The sequence below is a fragment of the Phreatobacter sp. GW821-FHT04C01 genome (genome assembly GCF_059420385.1).
Map to the genome: position 1 here is coordinate 106,702 of NZ_JBWKTP010000014.1, position 15,505 is coordinate 122,206.

Below are 15,505 nucleotides of genomic sequence, written 5' to 3' on the forward strand. Positions count from 1 at the left end.
GCGCTGACGCCGCGCGTCGTCAGGTCAGATATTGCTGGGTGATCGCCGCGCCCAGCCGGTTGTTGTCGGCGATGAAGTCGGAGACGAATTCGTGCAGGCCCGACTGGAAGATGTCGTCGATGCGGGCATTCTCGAGCTTGGTGCGAATGGCGCGCGCCGCGCGCTGCGCCGGGCCCTGGCGGCCATAGGCGAGCGACAGCGAATCGAGATTGCGCACGACGCTTTCGTAGCAGGCGGCGAGCGAGCGCGGCATCTGGTCGTTGAGGATCAGGAGATCGGCGACCAGCCAGGGCTTGAGGCTTTCCTTGTAGACCCAGTGATAGGCGGTCAGCGCCGACACCGCGCGCAGGATCGCCGACCACTGGAAATAGTCGAGCGAGCCGCCGACATGCTCGGCGTCGGGCAAGAGCACATGATATTTGACGTCGAGGATGCGCGCGGTGTTGTCGGCCCGCTCGATCATCACGCCGAGGCGGGAGAACCAGTAGCCGTCGCTCCTCAGCATTGTGCGGTAGGCCGAGCCGTCGAAGCGCAGGCCGGTTTCCTTGACGAAGGACAGGAAGCCGCCGAGCTCCTCGTCCTGGCGCAGGTTGCTCGCCCGGTATTTGCCGAGATCGAGCCAGGCCGAATTGATGGCGTCCCACATGTCCATGGTCAGCGCGGTGCGCACCGAGCGGGCATTGGTGCGCGCCACCTCGAAACAGGAGCGGATCGAGGAGGGGTTGTCGGGCGAGAAGGCCAGGAAGTCGATCACCGTCTCGCGCGTGGCCTTGTCGTGGACCTGGTAGAACAGCGGCGCGCAGCCGGCGGTGGCGACCGCCGAGTCCCATTCGTTGGACGAGCCGGCATAGGCCGAAGGCAGGTTGGCGAGCCGGGTCGAGGCCTCGATGATGCGGGCGAGATATTCGGCGCGCTCGACGTAGCGGGCCAGCCAGAACAGATTATCGGCAGTGCGGGACAGCATCCTGAGACCTCAGCAATCCAATACCCAGGTGTCCTTGGTGCCACCGCCCTGGCTGGAATTGACCACGAGCGAGCCCTGTTTCAGCGCCACGCGCGTCAATCCGCCGGGAACGATGCGGACCTTGTCGCGGCCGGTCAGCACGAAGGGCCGGAGGTCGACATGGCGCGGTGCGACCCCTTCCTCGACCAGCGTCGGGCAGGTCGACAGCGCCAGTGTCGGCTGGGCGATGAAATTCTCCGGGTCCTTCCTGAGCTTGTGCCGGAAGATCTCGATCTCGGCCGCCGTCGCCTTCGGGCCGATCAGCATGCCGTAGCCGCCCGAGCCGTGGACCTCCTTGACCACCAGCTCGGGCAGGTTGTCGAGCACGTATTTCAACCCGTCGGCCTCGCGGCAGCGGAAGGTCGGCACGTTCTTCAGGATCGGTTCCTCGCCGAGATAGAACTTCACGATCTCGGGCATGTAGCTGTAGACGGCCTTGTCGTCGGCGACGCCCGTGCCGACGGCATTGGCGAGCGTGACGTTGCCGTGGTGATAGGCCGAGATCAGGCCGGGCACGCCGAGCGCCGAATCGGGCCGGAAGGTGAGCGGATCGAGGAACTCGTCGTCGAGTCGGCGATAGATCACGTCGACGCGCTTCGGCCCCTGGGTCGTGCGCATATAGACGATGTCGCCCTTGACGAAGAGGTCGCGGCCCTCGACCAGCTCGACGCCGAGCTTGTCGGCCAGGAACGTGTGCTCGTAATAGGCCGAGTTGAACTGGCCGGGGGTCAGCAGCACGCAGGTCGGGTCGGAAGAGGCCGAGCTCGGGGCCACCGATTTCAGGGTCGCCAGCAGATCGTCGGTATAGTTTTCCACCGGCGCCACCCGGTGCTGGGCGAACAGTTCCGGGAACAGCCGGAACATGACCTCGCGGTTCTCCAGCATGTAGGACACGCCCGACGGGGTGCGGGCATTGTCCTCGAGCACGTAGAAGGTGTCGCCGTCGACCCGCACGATGTCGATGCCGGCGATCATCACATAGATGCCATGGGGCACCGGCTGCTGGTTCATTTCCGGCCGGAACGCCGGATTGCGATAGACTAGGTCCTCCGGAACGATGCCGGCCTTGAGGATCTCGCGCCGGCCATAGACGTCGTTGAGGAAGGCGTTGATCGCCTTGACGCGCTGGGTCAGTCCGCCGGACAGGCGCGCCCACTCGGCATAGGTGAGCACCCGCGGCACCACGTCGAAGGGGATCAGCCGCTCGGTCGATTCGGCGTCGCCATAAACGGCGAAGGTGATGCCGATGCGCCGGAACAGCGCTTCCGCCTCGCGGGCCCTGGTCTGCAGCAGGCCTTCAGGGACCGATTTCAGCCATTGCGCCAGTGTTTCGTAGGCCGGGCGGACGCCGCCGCCCGCAAGATTCATTTCGTCGAAGGCCAGTACGTCATCCGGCATAGCCAGTCTGATCCCCTCTGGAAGACGAAGCATCGCCTTTCTCTGACGGACCGGTCTGAATGCTTCGACGACCAAGCTAGCGGTAAAATAGCGCCGGAGGGAAGGGGCCTTTCGCAGGTGCACATCGGCAGGCGCAGGTGGAGCCGCTTCGGCCGGGCGGTTGCGTGGGCGGGAGCCGCCGGTTATGCCCGGGGCAACTGGAGAACCTTCGATGACCTATTGCTGCGGCATTCTGGTGCGCGACGGTCTGGTGATGATCGCCGATACCCGCACCAATGCGGGCCTCGACAACATCTCGACCTTTCGCAAGCTGCAAGTGTTCGAAAAGCCGGGCGAGCGGGCGATCGCGCTTGCCTCCGCCGGCAATCTGTCGATCACCCAGTCGGTGCTGGGCTTTCTCAACGAGGGCCTGCGCAACGAGGAGACCGGCGAGATCGAGACGATCATGAACGCGCCGACCATGTTCCAGGCGGCGCAGCGCGTCGGCCGGGCGATCCGCATGGTGCGCAGGCTGGACGGGCCGGGCCTCGACCAGGACGGCGTCAAGTTCGAGGCCTCTTTCCTGTTCGGCGGCCAGATCAGCCAGCGCCGGCTGCGCCTGTTCATGATCTATGCCGCCGGCAATTTCATCGAATGCACCGTCGACACGCCCTATCTGCAGATCGGCGAGCACAAATACGGCAAGCCGATCCTCGATCGCGCCATCAAATATGACACTACCCTCAACGACGCCCTGAAGATCGGCCTGGTGTCGATGGATTCGACCATGCGCTCCAATCTCGGCGTCGGCATGCCGATCGACATCGCGGTGATGCCGCGCGGCGAGGCGCGGGTCGAGACCAATTACCGGATCGAGCCGGGCGAGCCCTATTTCCACGACCTGCGCGAACGCTGGTCGGCGGCCCTGCGCAAGGCCCATATGGACATCCCGCCGCCGCCCTATTCGGGATCGAATGTGGGGAAGTAGGGGGCGAGTGGCGAGTGGCGAGTGGCGAATAGGGCATGATGCGGCAAGCATCGCGACCGACCCTCTCCGATTGGGAGAGGGGGGCGCCGTCAGGCGCCGGGTGAGGGGCGTGAACGTCCAGAACTGATGCCGATGCGCGTCGCGCATGCCGCCCCATCCTGACATGAGCGACCCCTCACCCGGCAGCTCACGCTGCCACCCTCTCCCTTTGGGAGAGAGTTGATTTCACTGCGCTTTACGCATCATCCCCATTCGCCATTCGCCCCCATCACCGCCCGGTCACCGTCACCGTCGCGGTCAGTGTGGCGCGCGAGTCGGTGCCGACATAGATGTCGTAGAGCCCGGGCTCGAGATGGCGCCGGCCCTGGTCGTCGTGGAAGGCCAGCGCCTCGACGGGCACCGAGAAGCGCACGGTCTGATGGGCGCCGGCGCCGACCGTCACCTTCTCGAAGGCCTGCAATTGCCGGACCGGGCGCGAACGTGAGGCGACCCGCTGGCGCATGTAGACCTGCACCACCTCGCGGCCGTCGCGCGCGCCGATATTACTCAGCCTGACCGAACCCGAGATCGTGCCGTCGAGCGGCACGCGGGCGTTGTCGAGCGTCAGCTGGTCGAGATCGAAGCGGGTGTAGGAGAGCCCGAAGCCGAACGGAAACAGCGGCTCGTTGCGCTCGTCGACGAAGGAGGTCTCGTAGCGCTCGCCCTTTCGGTTGGGACGGCCGGTGGGCAAATGGTCGTAATAGACCGGGATCTGGCCGACCGAGCGGGGCATGCTCATCGGCAGCTTGCCGCTCGGATTGACCCGGCCGGCCAGTACTTCGCCAATGGCGACGCGGCCCTGCGAGCCCAGATGGAAGCTCTGGATGATCGCCGGCACGCGTGCGGCGATGTCGGTGAGCACCAGCGGCCGCGCCGTCTTGAGCACCAGCACCACCGGCTTGCCGGTGGCCACCAGTTCGTCGAGCAGCCGGCCCTGGACCCCGGGCAGGTCGAGCCGGGTGCGCGAGGCGCTTTCGCCCATGAACTCGCATTCCTCGCCGAGCACGGCGACGATCAGGTCGGCTTCGCGCGCCATCCGCAAGGTGGCTTCGCGGTCGGTGAATTCGGTGCCGCAAATGGTGGTGACGGCGGGGTCCGCGGTGATCCGGACATTCGGGCCGAGCTGGCGCGCCAGTTCGCCTTGAACGGTCGGCCGGCGGATGCGCGGCAGGCCGACATTGTCGCCATATTGCCAGTCGTCATCGGACATGCCGAGGGCGCCGATCACCGCGATCGAGCGGACCTCGGGGCGGATCGGCAGGATGTCGCCGTCGTTTTTCAGCAGCACCATGGCCTCGCGAGCAACCGCGAGGGCCGCGGCCTGTGCCGGGGGCGTGATGATCTGGCCCGGTGTCGCGGCCGGATCGACCGGCGGCGCCTCGAACAGGCCCATGTGGAACTTCACCCGCAGGATGCGCCTGACCGCCTCGTCGATAGCGGCCACGGGCACCCGCTCGGCGCGCACCTCATCGGCGAGATGGCGAATGAACAGGCCGGAGAACATGTCCATGTCGACGCCGGCGACCAGCGCCTTGCGCGCCGCCTCGGCGCCATCGGCGGCGACGCCGTGATGGATCAGCTCCTCGATCGAGGCGAAGTCGGAGACGACGAAGCCGCGAAAGCCGAGCCGGCCCTTGAGCAGGCCGGTGAGCAAGGTGCGGTCGGCGGTCGCCGGCAGGCCGTTCATGGCGCTGAGCGAGGTCATGGCGGTGAAGGCGCCGGCGCGGATCGCCGCCTGGAAGGCCGGCACGTGGCGGTCGAGCAGTTTCGAGACCGGGATCCAGACGCTGTTATAGTCGCGTCCGGCCTCGGCCTCGCCGTAGCCGATGAAATGCTTGACGCTGGTGGCGAGGCCGCCGCGGTGATAGCCGCGCACCCGGGCCGCCGCCGCGATGGTGGCGAGGTGCACGTCTTCGCCGGCGCCCTCGAAGACCCGGCCCCAGCGCGGGTCGCGGGTCATGTCGACCATTGGCGCGAAAGTCCAGTTGACGCCGGCCGCGCGCGTCTCCCGGGCGGTCCAATAGGCGGCGAGCTCGATCAACCCGGGGTCGAAAGTCGCCGCCTGGCCGATCGGCTGGGGGAAATAGGTGGCGAAGCCGTGGATGGCGTCGAGGCCGATGATCAGCGGGATCTTCAGGCGGCTGGTCTGGACCAGATCCTGCAACCGGCGGATCTCCTTGGGATCGATGAAGTTCATCACCGCGCCCGAGCGTCCCGTCGCCACCCATTGCGGATCGAAGCCGTCGCCGCGTCCGGTCAGGTTGAGCTGGCCGATCTTCTCGTCGAGCGTCATGCGGGCGAGCAATTCCTCGACCCGCCGCTCGATCGCCTGCGCTTCCTCGCCGGTTTTCCAGGCGAGCGCATTGTCGACCTGCGCCCGCGCCTGGCCGGACAGGACGGGGGCCAGGGCCGACAGCGTCACCAGAGTGAGGGCAAAGGCTCGGACGAGAACTCTGGGCATGGGATCCGATGGTGCTCCGCAACAAGGTCATCATGGGTAGCGCGTGAGGCCTGCCCTGTCATCCTCGCGCCCGGCGCGGCCTGGTGACGCGCATGACGGCGGCTCGGAACCGGGACTTCCGGATGCCGCTCGGGCCAGCTAGAAAGCGTCATGCCCGCACTCCCCACGCCGCTGCCGCTCCAGACCTTTTCCTCCGCCGGTGTCGCCATCGCCTATTTCGATATCGGCGAGGGCGAGCCGATCCTGTGCATCCACGGCTTCGCGTCGTCGGCCCACGTCAACTGGGTCTATCCCGGCTGGGTCGAAACGTTGACCAAGGCCGGCCGGCGGGTCATCGCCCTCGACAATCGCGGCCATGGCGCTTCGGAGAAGCTCTATGACCCGGCCGTCTATCACACCACCGTCATGGCCGAGGATGCGCGCGGCCTGCTCGACCATCTCGGCCTCGAGCGTGCGGACGTGCTCGGCTATTCGATGGGGGCGCGGATCACCGCCTTCCTGGCCCATCGCCATCCCCAGCGCGTCCGCTCGGCTGTGCTCGGCGGTCTCGGCATCCACCTCGTCGACGGCATCGGCCTGCCCGAGACCATCGCGGACGCCCTGGAGGCGCCCTCGCTCGAAGAGGTCACCGATCCGCAAGGGCGGATGTTCCGCGCCTTCGCCAACCAGACCCGTTCGGACCGCAGGGCGCTCGCCGCCTGTATCCGCGGCTCGCGCAACCTGATGACGGCGCAGGAGGTCGGTGAGATCGCGTGCCCGACGCTGGTCGCGGTCGGCACCAAGGACCACATCGCCGGCGAGCCTGGACCGCTCGCGGCGCTCCTGCAGCGGGGCGAGGCGCTCGATATTCCCGACCGGGACCACATGCCGGCCGTCGGCGACAAGGTGTTCAAGGCCGGCGTCGTCCAGTTCCTGTCGCGCCGTCCCTAGACATGTCGGTCCATCCGCGTCACGCGACCTTCACCGGCGCCGAGGGCAACAGGCTCGAAGGCGACGTCTATGGCCATGGCGAGCGCACGGCGCTGCTGCTGCACGGCGGCGGACAGACCCGCCACGCCTGGCGCGCGACCGCGCGCAAGCTTGCCGAACGCGGCTTCACCGCGGTGCCGGTGGACCAGCGCGGCCACGGCGACAGCGCCTGGGTCGACAGCGGCAGCTATGCCTTTCGGGACTACGGCGCCGACGCGATCCTGCTCGGCCAGGCGATCGAGCAGCGTTTCGGCGCCAAGCCGGTCGCGATCGGCGCCTCGCTCGGCGGCCTCGCCTCGCTCCACGCGCTTGGCGATGCGCCCTGTTTTTCCGCGCTCGTGCTGGTCGACATCACCCCGCGCATGGAGGCGCGCGGCGTCGCTCACGTGCAGAACTTCATGATGGCCAGGGCCAGGGAGGGCTTTGCCAGCGTCGACGAGGCGGCCGAATCGGTCGCCGCCTATTTGCCGAACCGGACCCGGCCTCCATCCACCGAGGGCTTGCGCAAGAACCTCCGGCAACGCCCCGACGGGCGCTGGTACTGGCACTGGGATCCACGCTTCTTCGACGGACCGGGCGCGGTCAATGCCGATGCCGAGGCGCTGGTGCCGCGGCTGGAAAAGGCGGCGCGCGGGCTCACCGTGCCGACGCTGCTGGTGCGCGGCGGCTCCTCCGACATCGTCAGCCCGGAGAGTGCGGAAGCCTTCCTGAAACTTGTGCCGCATGCCCGCTTCGTCGATGTCAGCGGTGCCGGCCATATGGTGGCGGGCGACAGGAACGATGTTTTCGCCCAGGCGATCCTGACATTCCTGGGCTGACCTCCGCGCGCTCGTTTCGCGTTCAACCTTTCGTAAAATCAGTCTGTTAGAGAAGGTTTGTTCAGGTTCCGATTCCGATTCAGCCGCTTCATGCTGCGGCTCCTCAGCATTTGATTCCGATTCAAGTGCTCATCGCCAACGCCTTGCGTTATGATGGGTGCACTGCAGCAGGGGCACGATCCCTGCCATTGACCGGGCCGGATGTGTTCCATCCGGAGCGGTTGCGTGACAGGAGACGGTGATGTCTGCGAGCTTTCGTTCGGATGCGCGGCTGCGGGTCCAGGGCCTCGAAACGGTCGATCCGGTCTGGCACCGCATTCGCGCCGAGGCCAATGACGCCGTCGAACGCGAACCGGCGCTGGCGACCTTCCTGTTCAGTTCGGTGATTTCCCAACATTCGCTGGAGGAGGCGGTCGCGTCGCGCGTCGCCACCCGGCTCGATCATCCCGACGTGCCGATGGCGATCATCCGCCAGGCTTTCCATGATGCGCTCGCGGCATCACCGGATATCGGCGTGTCGATGCGCGCCGACATCATGGCGGTGGTCGACCGCGATCCGGCGACCGACCGGGCGATCGAGCCTCTGCTCTACTTCAAGGGCTTCCACGCGATCCAGAGCCACCGGCTCGCCCACTGGCTGTGGGCGGCCGGCCGGACCGATTTCGCGCTCTACCTGCAGAGTCGGTCCTCGGTGGTGTTCCAGACCGACATTCACCCGGCGGCCCGGATCGGCCGCGGCATCTTTCTCGATCATGCCACCGGCCTGGTGGTCGGCGCGACCGCGGTGGTCGAGGACGAGGTGTCGATCCTGCAGGATGTGACGCTCGGCGGCACCGGCAAGGAAACCGGCGACCGGCATCCCAAGGTCGGCCGCGGGGTGATGATCGGCGCCGGCGCCAAGGTGCTCGGCAATATCCAGATCGGCCATCACTCGCGTATCGCGTCCGGCTCGGTGGTGCTGTCGGCGGTGCCGCCCTGCACGACGGTTGCAGGCGTTCCCGCCAAGATCGTCGGCGAAGCCGGCTGCCCGGAACCGTCGCGCAGCATGGACCAGATGATCTCGGGGGATTGCGGAAGCTGACGTCGCTCGGCCTTTGACTGCGGCCGGCGACCATGGCACACGGCGGTCTCAGTTTTGATTTGCCGCATGTCCCGAAGGCGAAACGGTTGCCGCTTCGCCGGACATGCGTCGGAACACCGGAGGCACCAGCCGTGGACAAGCAGGAAATCGCCAAGCTGCAGGACTATCTGCGTCGCAAGTTCGGCAACACGACCATCAAGCTGACGCCCAATCCGCGGCGCAAGGAGATGATCGAGGTGACGATCGGCGACGAGCAGATCGGCACGCTCTACAAGGACGTGGAGGATGGCGAGACCTCCTACACCGTGACCATTTCGATCCTCGATATCGACCTCGAGGACGAATAAGTTTCCCGAATAAATTAACCGTTCCTTAAGGAATCGGGCGGGGAAGCTTAACAAAAGGCTAATGACGCGGTAGCGATTGAGACGTGCCGGTCACGCATGGAGCGTGGCGGACCGATCGGATCGAGTACCGCGTCATGTCGCTGCAGAGCCTGCAACTCATCCATTCACTGGCGCTTGGTTTCGCGGTGTCCGGCCTGTTCGTGGCGCTCTATCGGGTGCTGACCGAGAAGCCGGCGAGCTTCCAGCTGTTGCAGATCGGCGGTTTCGGCGCCGTGCTGGCCGTGCCGTTCCTGGCTTTCGCCGCGCCGGCGATCATCGTCCGCAACACCATTCGCGGCCGGCGCATCGAGAAGCGCCGCCTCGAATTCGTCTTCCTGGCCACTTTGCTGGCCAGCATCTGGAGCCTGATGTCGGGCCGGGTGGTGTCGATGGTGATCCTGTCCTTCGGCTTCTGATCGGCCTTTCGTCAACTTCTATTCGCTCTGACGACGTGGCATAGCTCGCTCCATGACCTGGAGGGGACCATGCCCATTTATGAACTCGACGGCGTTGCGCCGGAACTTCCCGCCGACCAGCGCTTCTTCGTGGCGCCGGACGCCCATGTGATCGGCGCGGTGCGCCTCAAGGTGGATGTCGGCATCTGGTTCGGCGCCGTCCTGCGCGGCGACAACGAGTGGATCGAGATCGGCGAGCGCAGCAACATCCAGGAAATGTGCATGCTGCACACCGACATGGGCTTTCCGCTGGTGATCGGCAATGATTGCACCATTGGCCACAAGGCGATCCTGCATGGCTGCACGATCGGCGCCAACAGCCTGATCGGCATGGGCGCGACCATCCTGAACAATGCCAGGATCGGGCAGAATTGCCTGGTCGGCGCCAATGCGCTGATCACCGAGGGCAAGGAGTTTCCGGACAATTCGCTGATCGTCGGGTCGCCGGCCCGCGCGGTGCGCACGCTGGACGATGCGGCCGTCGCGCGGCTCAGGATGTCGGCGCTGCACTATGTCGCCAACGCCAACCGGTTCAAAGCAGGCCTCAAGGTCATCGGGTGAGCCATGGCGACGCCGTCGATCGATTTCTTCTATGAATTCGCCTCGACTTATTCCTATCCGGCGGCGATGCGCATCGCCGACCTGGCCGGGAGGGCAGGGGTCACGGTGCGCTGGCGGCCTTTCCTGCTTGGGCCGATCTTCGCCGATCTCGGCCTGACCACCTCGCCGTTCAACACCCAGCCGGTCAAGGGCCGCTACATGCGGCGCGACCTGGAGCGGACCATGGCGGCCGCCGGCCTGCCCTTCGCCATGCCCGATCCGTTCCCGCAGAACAGCCTGCTCGCCGCGCGGGTCGCGACCGCCTTGCCGGATGACGGCAAGCGCGCGGCCTTCTCGCGCGGCGTCTACCGTGCGGCCTTCGGCGCCGGCGCCCAGATCGCCGATGCCGAGGTGCTCGGCCAGCTGATGCGCGATATCGGCATCGAACCGGCGCCGGTGCTGGTGGCGGCCGGCAGCGACGGGGTCAAGCAGGCGCTGCGCGCGAGCGTCGAGGCGGCCAAGGCACACGGCATCTTCGGTGCGCCGAGCCTGGTGACGTCGGATGGCGAGCTGTTCTGGGGCAATGACCGGCTCGACCAGGCGATCGCCTGGGCGGCGCGGGGCGCCTGAACGGATACGCGCCGGCGGTCCGGCGGGACCTGTTCCGGGGCGGCGTTGCGGCCGGTTGCGCCCCCTTCCGGCATTGCCTGGCGATGAACGCTCCGAAGCGCGGCGCCGCCGCCCGTCGGTTCAAAAAGGTGACGGCCGGTCCTCGTTCTGAGGCACCGGCCGTCGATCGCGAACCCGGTCTGGGGACGGGGAGGGGTGGGACGTGACCGAGGACGCGAAGCTCCTGATTTATGGGGATGCGACGGCGGCGGGCGCCGAGGCGGGACCGATGGTGACCCAGCGGTTCGGGTCATCCTGGGACTGGCGCTTGACGAAGCGATAGCCGGTCACGTGCCAGAGGCGGATTTCGTCGTTTTCGTTGTCGAGAATGTAGTCGCCGCGATCGGTCTTGACGGTCAGGATGGCGTGGCCGTCGCCCTTGCGGTCGCGCACGACGGTGATCAGCAGCGCGCTCGCCGGCAGGCCGGCGCGGATCAGCATCTGCTTCTTCAGCAGGACATAGTCTTCACAGTCGCCGCGGCCGGAGATCGGGTAGGTCCAGACCTCGTCGACGCCATATTGGTCCATGTCGGTGACCGGCTCGATGGTCGCGTTGACATGGCTGTTGATGCTCACGAGCTGGCCCCAGACCGCGCGGGTCAGCGTGACGTTCTCGACGCGGGCCGGGCGGGCCTGGCAATCGGCCGGGTATTGCTCGCAGAAATGGGTCCAGCCGATCGGCACGCTTGTCGTGCCGGCCTCGGTCAGATAGGCGAGCTGCGCTCCGGCCTGAACGCCATGCCAGCCAGGCGCGAGCATGGTCGCCAGCGCCAAGGCGCCACCGCCCAATACCTTTGTCCACCGGCCCTGCATGACGTGTCCCTCCGTCGATGGCGGCACCATGGCAGGCGGGCTTTGCGGCGGACTGAAACGGATCGGTGAAAGGCGAGGGGATTTGGTGAGGAGCCGTTCAGTTTAACAAGGGGTGGATTCAGCTTAATCGGACCGGGCGGAAATGCCGGGAGGATCGCATAAGGCGTTGAAATAAAGCCGATTTTATCGAAGATGGCGCGGCGGGGCGGACTTGGCGACCGGCCGGCGGACGGGCCTGGCACCCACGGCGATTAAGCCGATGGCGCGCAATGCGCCGATGATCTTCAGGACTTGTTGAGCAACAGCCGAGGCAGGCTGTTTCACAATGGCTTGGATCGCGTACGGCGAGCTGGTTCCGCGGCGCGGCGATCGTTCCCGGTTGATCTTGGTGCAAACAATTCGTGGATGCCCGGGACAAGCCCGGGCAGGACGATGTGTCGTCCGCGCGGTGCAATGGGCCCCGGCATAGGTCCTGTGCCCTTACTCGGGAAGCGCATCTCGTCCTGGCCGCGCTTGTCCCGGCCATCCACGACTTCGGCCCCATGTCTCATGGATAATGGCCGGATCAGGGACGCATCCATCCCGCCTGCCGGTCAAACGGACATGATCGCTGCGCGCCGGTCCTAGCGGAGCTCGCCGTTGAAATGCTCGGTGCCGAGATTGGCGCCGAGTTCGCGGGCCAGTTGAATGATCGTCTCGATCGGCTGCTGGCCGGAAAATTCCACGGCGAAGCCCTTGTCGATCATGCGCACGACGCGCGCCATGGTGCGCGAGATCTGAACGACATCGCCGACCTTGACGCTGTCGGCTCCGGCGATGGCGGCACCCGACAGCGAGATGTCGATGACCCGCACCGGCTGCTTCTCGCCGGACGGCATGGTGATGGTGGTGAACGGGTTGGTCGGCACGATGCGCTCATGCCGGCGATCTTCCGGCAAGCCGAGGATCTGGCGATTGGTCAGCCAGGTCAGCTGGTCGGCGAGCTTGTCGCGTTTGCGCGCCGAGGCCTCGATGGTCATGCTGAAGCCGTTGGGAATGACCCGGACCACCATGCCTTCGATGCGGCCGATATGGTCGAGATAGGCCACGACCCGCTCGCCGAGCTTGCCGACCACGGGCGCCACGATCTGGGCCCCACCCGGCGACATGTCGATGGCCTGGCAGGGAAATTCACGCCGGTCGCTGAGCATGAAACGGCCAAGCAGATCCACGCGCACGCGCTGAAAGCGGCGGCTCTCCTCACCGGACGTGGCGGACAATACCTTGGCGAGCGCTGACATGATCTGCGATATTCGAGTGTCGACGCCCGGACATTAGTGTCATGTCGTTAACGCTGCGTTGCGACAGCGCTTCAACTGCTGTCCGTCAGGCGACCCGGCCGCCCTCGATGACCCGCAGCGCCGGCCTGGCCGGGAAAACCGCCGCTACCGCCGATCGCGCGGAGGCCGCCAGCGCAGGACGCGGCTGCGCCGGCTGGGTCTCGCGCCAGTTCGGCCAGATCAGCTTGGTATGGGTGACGTTGAGCGTCGCGATTTCGTCGCGGCCGACCCAATAGGGGCTCTCGAGCATCGACACCACGCCGATCATGCGCGCGCCGATCCGTCCGCGATGGGCGAGCGGCAGCACGAGCAGTTCCATCGGCACCGATTGGCCGGTGACGCTGACGCCGTCGGCGGCGACCAGCAGGCCGGTCGGGGCGGCATTGGCATCGGCGATGCCCTGGGCCACCCTGGCGCGGTCCTGTCCGGTGAAATGGCCGAGGAAGGGCAGGCCCTTCATTTCCTGTCCGAAAATGGCGCAGACCCGGGAGCCCGCCAGCCGGTATGGGACGAAGCCGAGCCGGTCGGTCTCGAGAATGAAGGTGTCGCCGAGGATGCCGGAAATACCGCGCGGCTCGATGTCGGCGCGGTCGGGAACGATCCCGCCGGCGCGAAGGCCGTCCCAGTAGCTGAACAAGGCGCGGCTGGCTGCGTGTCGCATGGTAGTCCTCGTGACCAAACTGTGCCGTCCTGGGACATGATCTTGCCCGCCGGACGCTTCTGCCGGTTCGGTCGCATGAGCCGTGCCAGAGCCGTTTTGAGATGCCGTGCGCCGCGCGGAAGGGCCGGTCCGGTCCGGGCACCCCGGCCATTAAGGTAAATGAAACCTTTCGATTGCCCGCGCACCGGCCGGCATGATGTGGTGGCGACGTTCGGTTTCCGGGCCGCAGGCGGGATCGCCGGCGTTCCCCAGGGCCATTCGAGATCCTATCTCCGGGGAGGAGATGGCGACGTGGCCACCGGGGCGGTCCGCCGACCCCGCGGCGCCAGCCGGGGGAGGTCGCAAGGCCTCCCCCATTGCTTTGCGCCGGAGCCCGGCACGTCTCCGGCACACGGCTCGCCGCTTTCCTCCTGCGCTGTCAGCCGCTTGGGCCGGTGCGCGCCGTAGCGCGGGCCGGAAATTCGGGTTAGTGAGGCGTTGAACGCCGCAGCCCGTGCGGTCGACTGGCCGCCGAAAGCCTCAGACCTTGTCCCAGCGCGAACCGATCCTGAATATCCCCGGCGTCATCGCTGTGCTCGCCGGCATGATGATCCTCATTCACGGCTGGCGGGTGTTCGTCCTGGACCCCGAGACCGATACCCAGGTCCTGCTGACCTTCGCTTTCATTCCGGCCCGCTTCGAACGTTCATTGGCGGCATCCTGGGGGTTTCCGGGCGGCCTGGCCGCCGATATCTGGAGCTTCGTCAGCTACGCCTTCCTGCATGCCGACTGGACCCATCTGTCGGTCAATGTGTTGTGGTTCGTGGTGTTCGGCAGCCCGGTGGCGCGCCGGTTCGGCACGCTGCGCAGCCTGATCTTCTTTGTCGTGACGGCCGCGGCCGGCGCCGTCGCGCACCTGGCGACCAGCGACGGCCAGTCGCCGATGATCGGCGCGTCGGCGGCGGTTTCCGGTTTCACCGCGGCAGCCGTCCGGTTCGTGTTCCAGCGCGGCGGCCCGCTCGGCCCGATGCGCTCGACCGATCCGGGCGCCTATCACGTTCCGGCCCTGAGCCTGCCGGATCTTGCCCGCAACGGCACGGCCATGGGCATGATCATCGTCTGGATCGTCCTCAATGTGGTGTTCGGCGCGGTCAGCCTGCCGATCGCCGGCGCCGAAGGCCAGATCGCGTGGCAGGCGCATCTCGGCGGATTTGCCGCGGGATTGCTGCTGTTCCGGTTCTTCGACCCGGTGCCGGCCTGAAGCCGGCGCCGCGGAGCCGCGGCGGCCGATCGGCGCATTTGTCGCAGGATTGGTATTAGACTGGCTCTTCGATCTCCAGCCAGCCTGGGTTAGCCTCCCCGTACCGCACTGCACGACAACCGGCTTGCGTTGGCGGCGTGGTCGGTAAATCCTTGGCGTCCGGAACGACCGGGGCATGACTGGGGCATGTCGGCGTGACTGTCCCGTTGGGAACGGAGGCAACCACTATGAGTGTCGTTCGCCACATACTCGACCGCAAAGGCCGCGACGTCGCGACGATTTCGCCCGACGCCTCGCTTGCCGATGCCGTGCACATGCTCGCCGACATGCGGATCGGCGCCGTCGTGGTCACCGGCACGGGCAAGAGCATTGCCGGTATCCTGTCCGAGCGCGACATCGTTCGCGCGGTGGCGAAGCTGGGCGCGCTGGCGCTCGACAGCAAGGTCGCCCAGACCATGACCGCCAAGGTGGTGACCTGCGCCGAAACGGATTCGATCGGCGACCTCATGGAGCGCATGACCGAAGGCAAGTTCCGTCATCTGCCGGTGATGGACAAGGGCCAGCTGGTCGGCATCATCTCGATCGGCGACGTGGTCAAATCGCGGGTCGCCGAGATGGAGCACGAGCAGAGCGCGCTGAAGGACTACATCATGAATTCCTGACGGCGGGATCCGGCGCCCGCGGCG

The 15,505-nt window shown here is 66.6% G+C and carries 16 protein-coding genes; 10 read left to right on the forward strand and 6 right to left on the reverse strand.

Annotated elements, in window-relative coordinates; all coding sequences use genetic code 11:
• Positions 1-19 precede the first annotated feature (19 nt).
• Both AC07WJ_RS34260 and AC07WJ_RS34265 read right to left on the reverse strand, forming a co-directional pair.
• Positions 20-964, reverse strand: a complete 945-nt coding sequence (locus AC07WJ_RS34260; RefSeq protein ID WP_494939211.1) for an alpha-E domain-containing protein — start codon at positions 962-964, stop codon at positions 20-22.
• A 9-nt stretch (positions 965-973) separates the two neighbouring features.
• On the reverse strand, positions 974-2,401 hold the full coding sequence (locus AC07WJ_RS34265) for a circularly permuted type 2 ATP-grasp protein (RefSeq protein WP_494939212.1): 1,428 nt from the start codon (positions 2,399-2,401) through the stop codon (positions 974-976).
• A gap of 211 nt (positions 2,402-2,612) precedes the next feature.
• Here AC07WJ_RS34265 and AC07WJ_RS34270 point away from each other — a divergent pair, with 211 nt between their 5' ends.
• The gene (locus AC07WJ_RS34270) at positions 2,613-3,368 is read left to right on the forward strand and encodes a proteasome-type protease (protein WP_494939213.1); all 756 of its coding nucleotides are present in this window, start codon (positions 2,613-2,615) and stop codon (positions 3,366-3,368) included.
• Between the two features lie 268 nt (positions 3,369-3,636).
• On the opposite strand, the gene AC07WJ_RS34275 is transcribed toward AC07WJ_RS34270, so the two are convergent.
• On the reverse strand, positions 3,637-5,868 hold the full coding sequence (locus AC07WJ_RS34275; protein WP_494939214.1) for a glycoside hydrolase family 3 N-terminal domain-containing protein: 2,232 nt from the start codon (positions 5,866-5,868) through the stop codon (positions 3,637-3,639).
• A gap of 150 nt (positions 5,869-6,018) precedes the next feature.
• Here AC07WJ_RS34275 and AC07WJ_RS34280 point away from each other — a divergent pair, with 150 nt between their 5' ends.
• From AC07WJ_RS34280 to AC07WJ_RS34310, 7 genes are all read left to right on the forward strand, one after another.
• On the forward strand, positions 6,019-6,798 hold the full coding sequence (locus tag AC07WJ_RS34280; RefSeq protein ID WP_494939215.1) for an alpha/beta fold hydrolase: 780 nt from the start codon (positions 6,019-6,021) through the stop codon (positions 6,796-6,798).
• Between the two features lie 2 nt (positions 6,799-6,800).
• Positions 6,801-7,655, forward strand: a complete 855-nt coding sequence (locus AC07WJ_RS34285; RefSeq protein ID WP_494939216.1) for an alpha/beta fold hydrolase — start codon at positions 6,801-6,803, stop codon at positions 7,653-7,655.
• A 241-nt stretch (positions 7,656-7,896) separates the two neighbouring features.
• A complete protein-coding gene (cysE, locus tag AC07WJ_RS34290; RefSeq protein ID WP_494939217.1) occupies positions 7,897-8,736 on the forward strand; it encodes a serine O-acetyltransferase in 840 nt (279 codons plus the stop codon).
• Positions 8,737-8,867: 131 nt separating this feature from the next.
• Entirely contained in the window at positions 8,868-9,083 is a 216-nt protein-coding gene (locus AC07WJ_RS34295; protein ID WP_494939218.1) for a DUF3126 family protein, read from the forward strand.
• Positions 9,084-9,217: 134 nt separating this feature from the next.
• A complete protein-coding gene (locus tag AC07WJ_RS34300) occupies positions 9,218-9,538 on the forward strand; it encodes a DUF6949 family protein (RefSeq protein WP_494939219.1) in 321 nt (106 codons plus the stop codon).
• A 69-nt stretch (positions 9,539-9,607) separates the two neighbouring features.
• Positions 9,608-10,138 carry a gamma carbonic anhydrase family protein gene (locus AC07WJ_RS34305; protein WP_494939220.1) on the forward strand — a complete coding sequence of 177 codons (531 nt, stop codon included), beginning with the start codon at positions 9,608-9,610 and terminating at the stop codon, positions 10,136-10,138.
• 3 nt (positions 10,139-10,141) lie between these two features.
• Complete coding sequence (locus AC07WJ_RS34310) at positions 10,142-10,747, forward strand: 2-hydroxychromene-2-carboxylate isomerase (RefSeq protein ID WP_494939221.1); 606 nt, start codon at positions 10,142-10,144, stop codon at positions 10,745-10,747.
• Positions 10,748-10,975: 228 nt separating this feature from the next.
• Here AC07WJ_RS34310 and AC07WJ_RS34315 read toward each other — a convergent pair whose 3' ends face one another.
• The 3 genes from AC07WJ_RS34315 to AC07WJ_RS34325 form a co-directional block, all read right to left on the reverse strand.
• Positions 10,976-11,599: a transglutaminase-like cysteine peptidase gene (locus AC07WJ_RS34315; protein ID WP_494939222.1), complete on the reverse strand. Its 624-nt coding sequence runs from the start codon at positions 11,597-11,599 to the stop codon at positions 10,976-10,978.
• A gap of 623 nt (positions 11,600-12,222) precedes the next feature.
• Positions 12,223-12,879, reverse strand: a complete 657-nt coding sequence (locus tag AC07WJ_RS34320; protein ID WP_494939223.1) for a PilZ domain-containing protein — start codon at positions 12,877-12,879, stop codon at positions 12,223-12,225.
• 85 nt (positions 12,880-12,964) lie between these two features.
• Entirely contained in the window at positions 12,965-13,579 is a 615-nt protein-coding gene (locus AC07WJ_RS34325; RefSeq protein WP_494939224.1) for a PAS domain-containing protein, read from the reverse strand.
• A 526-nt stretch (positions 13,580-14,105) separates the two neighbouring features.
• On the opposite strand from AC07WJ_RS34325, the gene AC07WJ_RS34330 reads away from it, so the two are divergent.
• Positions 14,106-14,819, forward strand: coding sequence for a rhomboid family intramembrane serine protease (locus AC07WJ_RS34330; protein WP_494939225.1), 714 nt, complete (start codon positions 14,106-14,108; stop codon positions 14,817-14,819).
• Between the two features lie 227 nt (positions 14,820-15,046).
• Positions 15,047-15,481 carry a CBS domain-containing protein gene (locus tag AC07WJ_RS34335; protein ID WP_494939226.1) on the forward strand — a complete coding sequence of 145 codons (435 nt, stop codon included), beginning with the start codon at positions 15,047-15,049 and terminating at the stop codon, positions 15,479-15,481.
• The last annotated feature ends 24 nt before the right edge of the window (positions 15,482-15,505 follow it).

What these genes read in the sequence shown, in the direction of transcription:
- AC07WJ_RS34260 (WP_494939211.1), bottom strand. Translation starts at nt 964, where the DNA reads ATGCTGTCCCGCACTGCCGATAATCTGTTCTGGCTGGCCCGCTACGTC.
- AC07WJ_RS34265 (WP_494939212.1), bottom strand. Translation starts at nt 2,401, where the DNA reads ATGCCGGATGACGTACTGGCCTTCGACGAAATGAATCTTGCGGGCGGC.
- AC07WJ_RS34270 (WP_494939213.1), top strand. Translation starts at nt 2,613, where the DNA reads ATGACCTATTGCTGCGGCATTCTGGTGCGCGACGGTCTGGTGATGATC.
- AC07WJ_RS34275 (WP_494939214.1), bottom strand. Translation starts at nt 5,868, where the DNA reads ATGCCCAGAGTTCTCGTCCGAGCCTTTGCCCTCACTCTGGTGACGCTG.
- AC07WJ_RS34280 (WP_494939215.1), top strand. Translation starts at nt 6,019, where the DNA reads ATGCCCGCACTCCCCACGCCGCTGCCGCTCCAGACCTTTTCCTCCGCC.
- AC07WJ_RS34285 (WP_494939216.1), top strand. Translation starts at nt 6,801, where the DNA reads ATGTCGGTCCATCCGCGTCACGCGACCTTCACCGGCGCCGAGGGCAAC.
- cysE (WP_494939217.1), top strand. Translation starts at nt 7,897, where the DNA reads ATGTCTGCGAGCTTTCGTTCGGATGCGCGGCTGCGGGTCCAGGGCCTC.
- AC07WJ_RS34300 (WP_494939219.1), top strand. Translation starts at nt 9,218, where the DNA reads ATGTCGCTGCAGAGCCTGCAACTCATCCATTCACTGGCGCTTGGTTTC.
- AC07WJ_RS34305 (WP_494939220.1), top strand. Translation starts at nt 9,608, where the DNA reads ATGCCCATTTATGAACTCGACGGCGTTGCGCCGGAACTTCCCGCCGAC.
- AC07WJ_RS34310 (WP_494939221.1), top strand. Translation starts at nt 10,142, where the DNA reads ATGGCGACGCCGTCGATCGATTTCTTCTATGAATTCGCCTCGACTTAT.
- AC07WJ_RS34315 (WP_494939222.1), bottom strand. Translation starts at nt 11,599, where the DNA reads ATGCAGGGCCGGTGGACAAAGGTATTGGGCGGTGGCGCCTTGGCGCTG.
- AC07WJ_RS34320 (WP_494939223.1), bottom strand. Translation starts at nt 12,879, where the DNA reads ATGTCAGCGCTCGCCAAGGTATTGTCCGCCACGTCCGGTGAGGAGAGC.
- AC07WJ_RS34325 (WP_494939224.1), bottom strand. Translation starts at nt 13,579, where the DNA reads ATGCGACACGCAGCCAGCCGCGCCTTGTTCAGCTACTGGGACGGCCTT.
- AC07WJ_RS34335 (WP_494939226.1), top strand. Translation starts at nt 15,047, where the DNA reads ATGAGTGTCGTTCGCCACATACTCGACCGCAAAGGCCGCGACGTCGCG.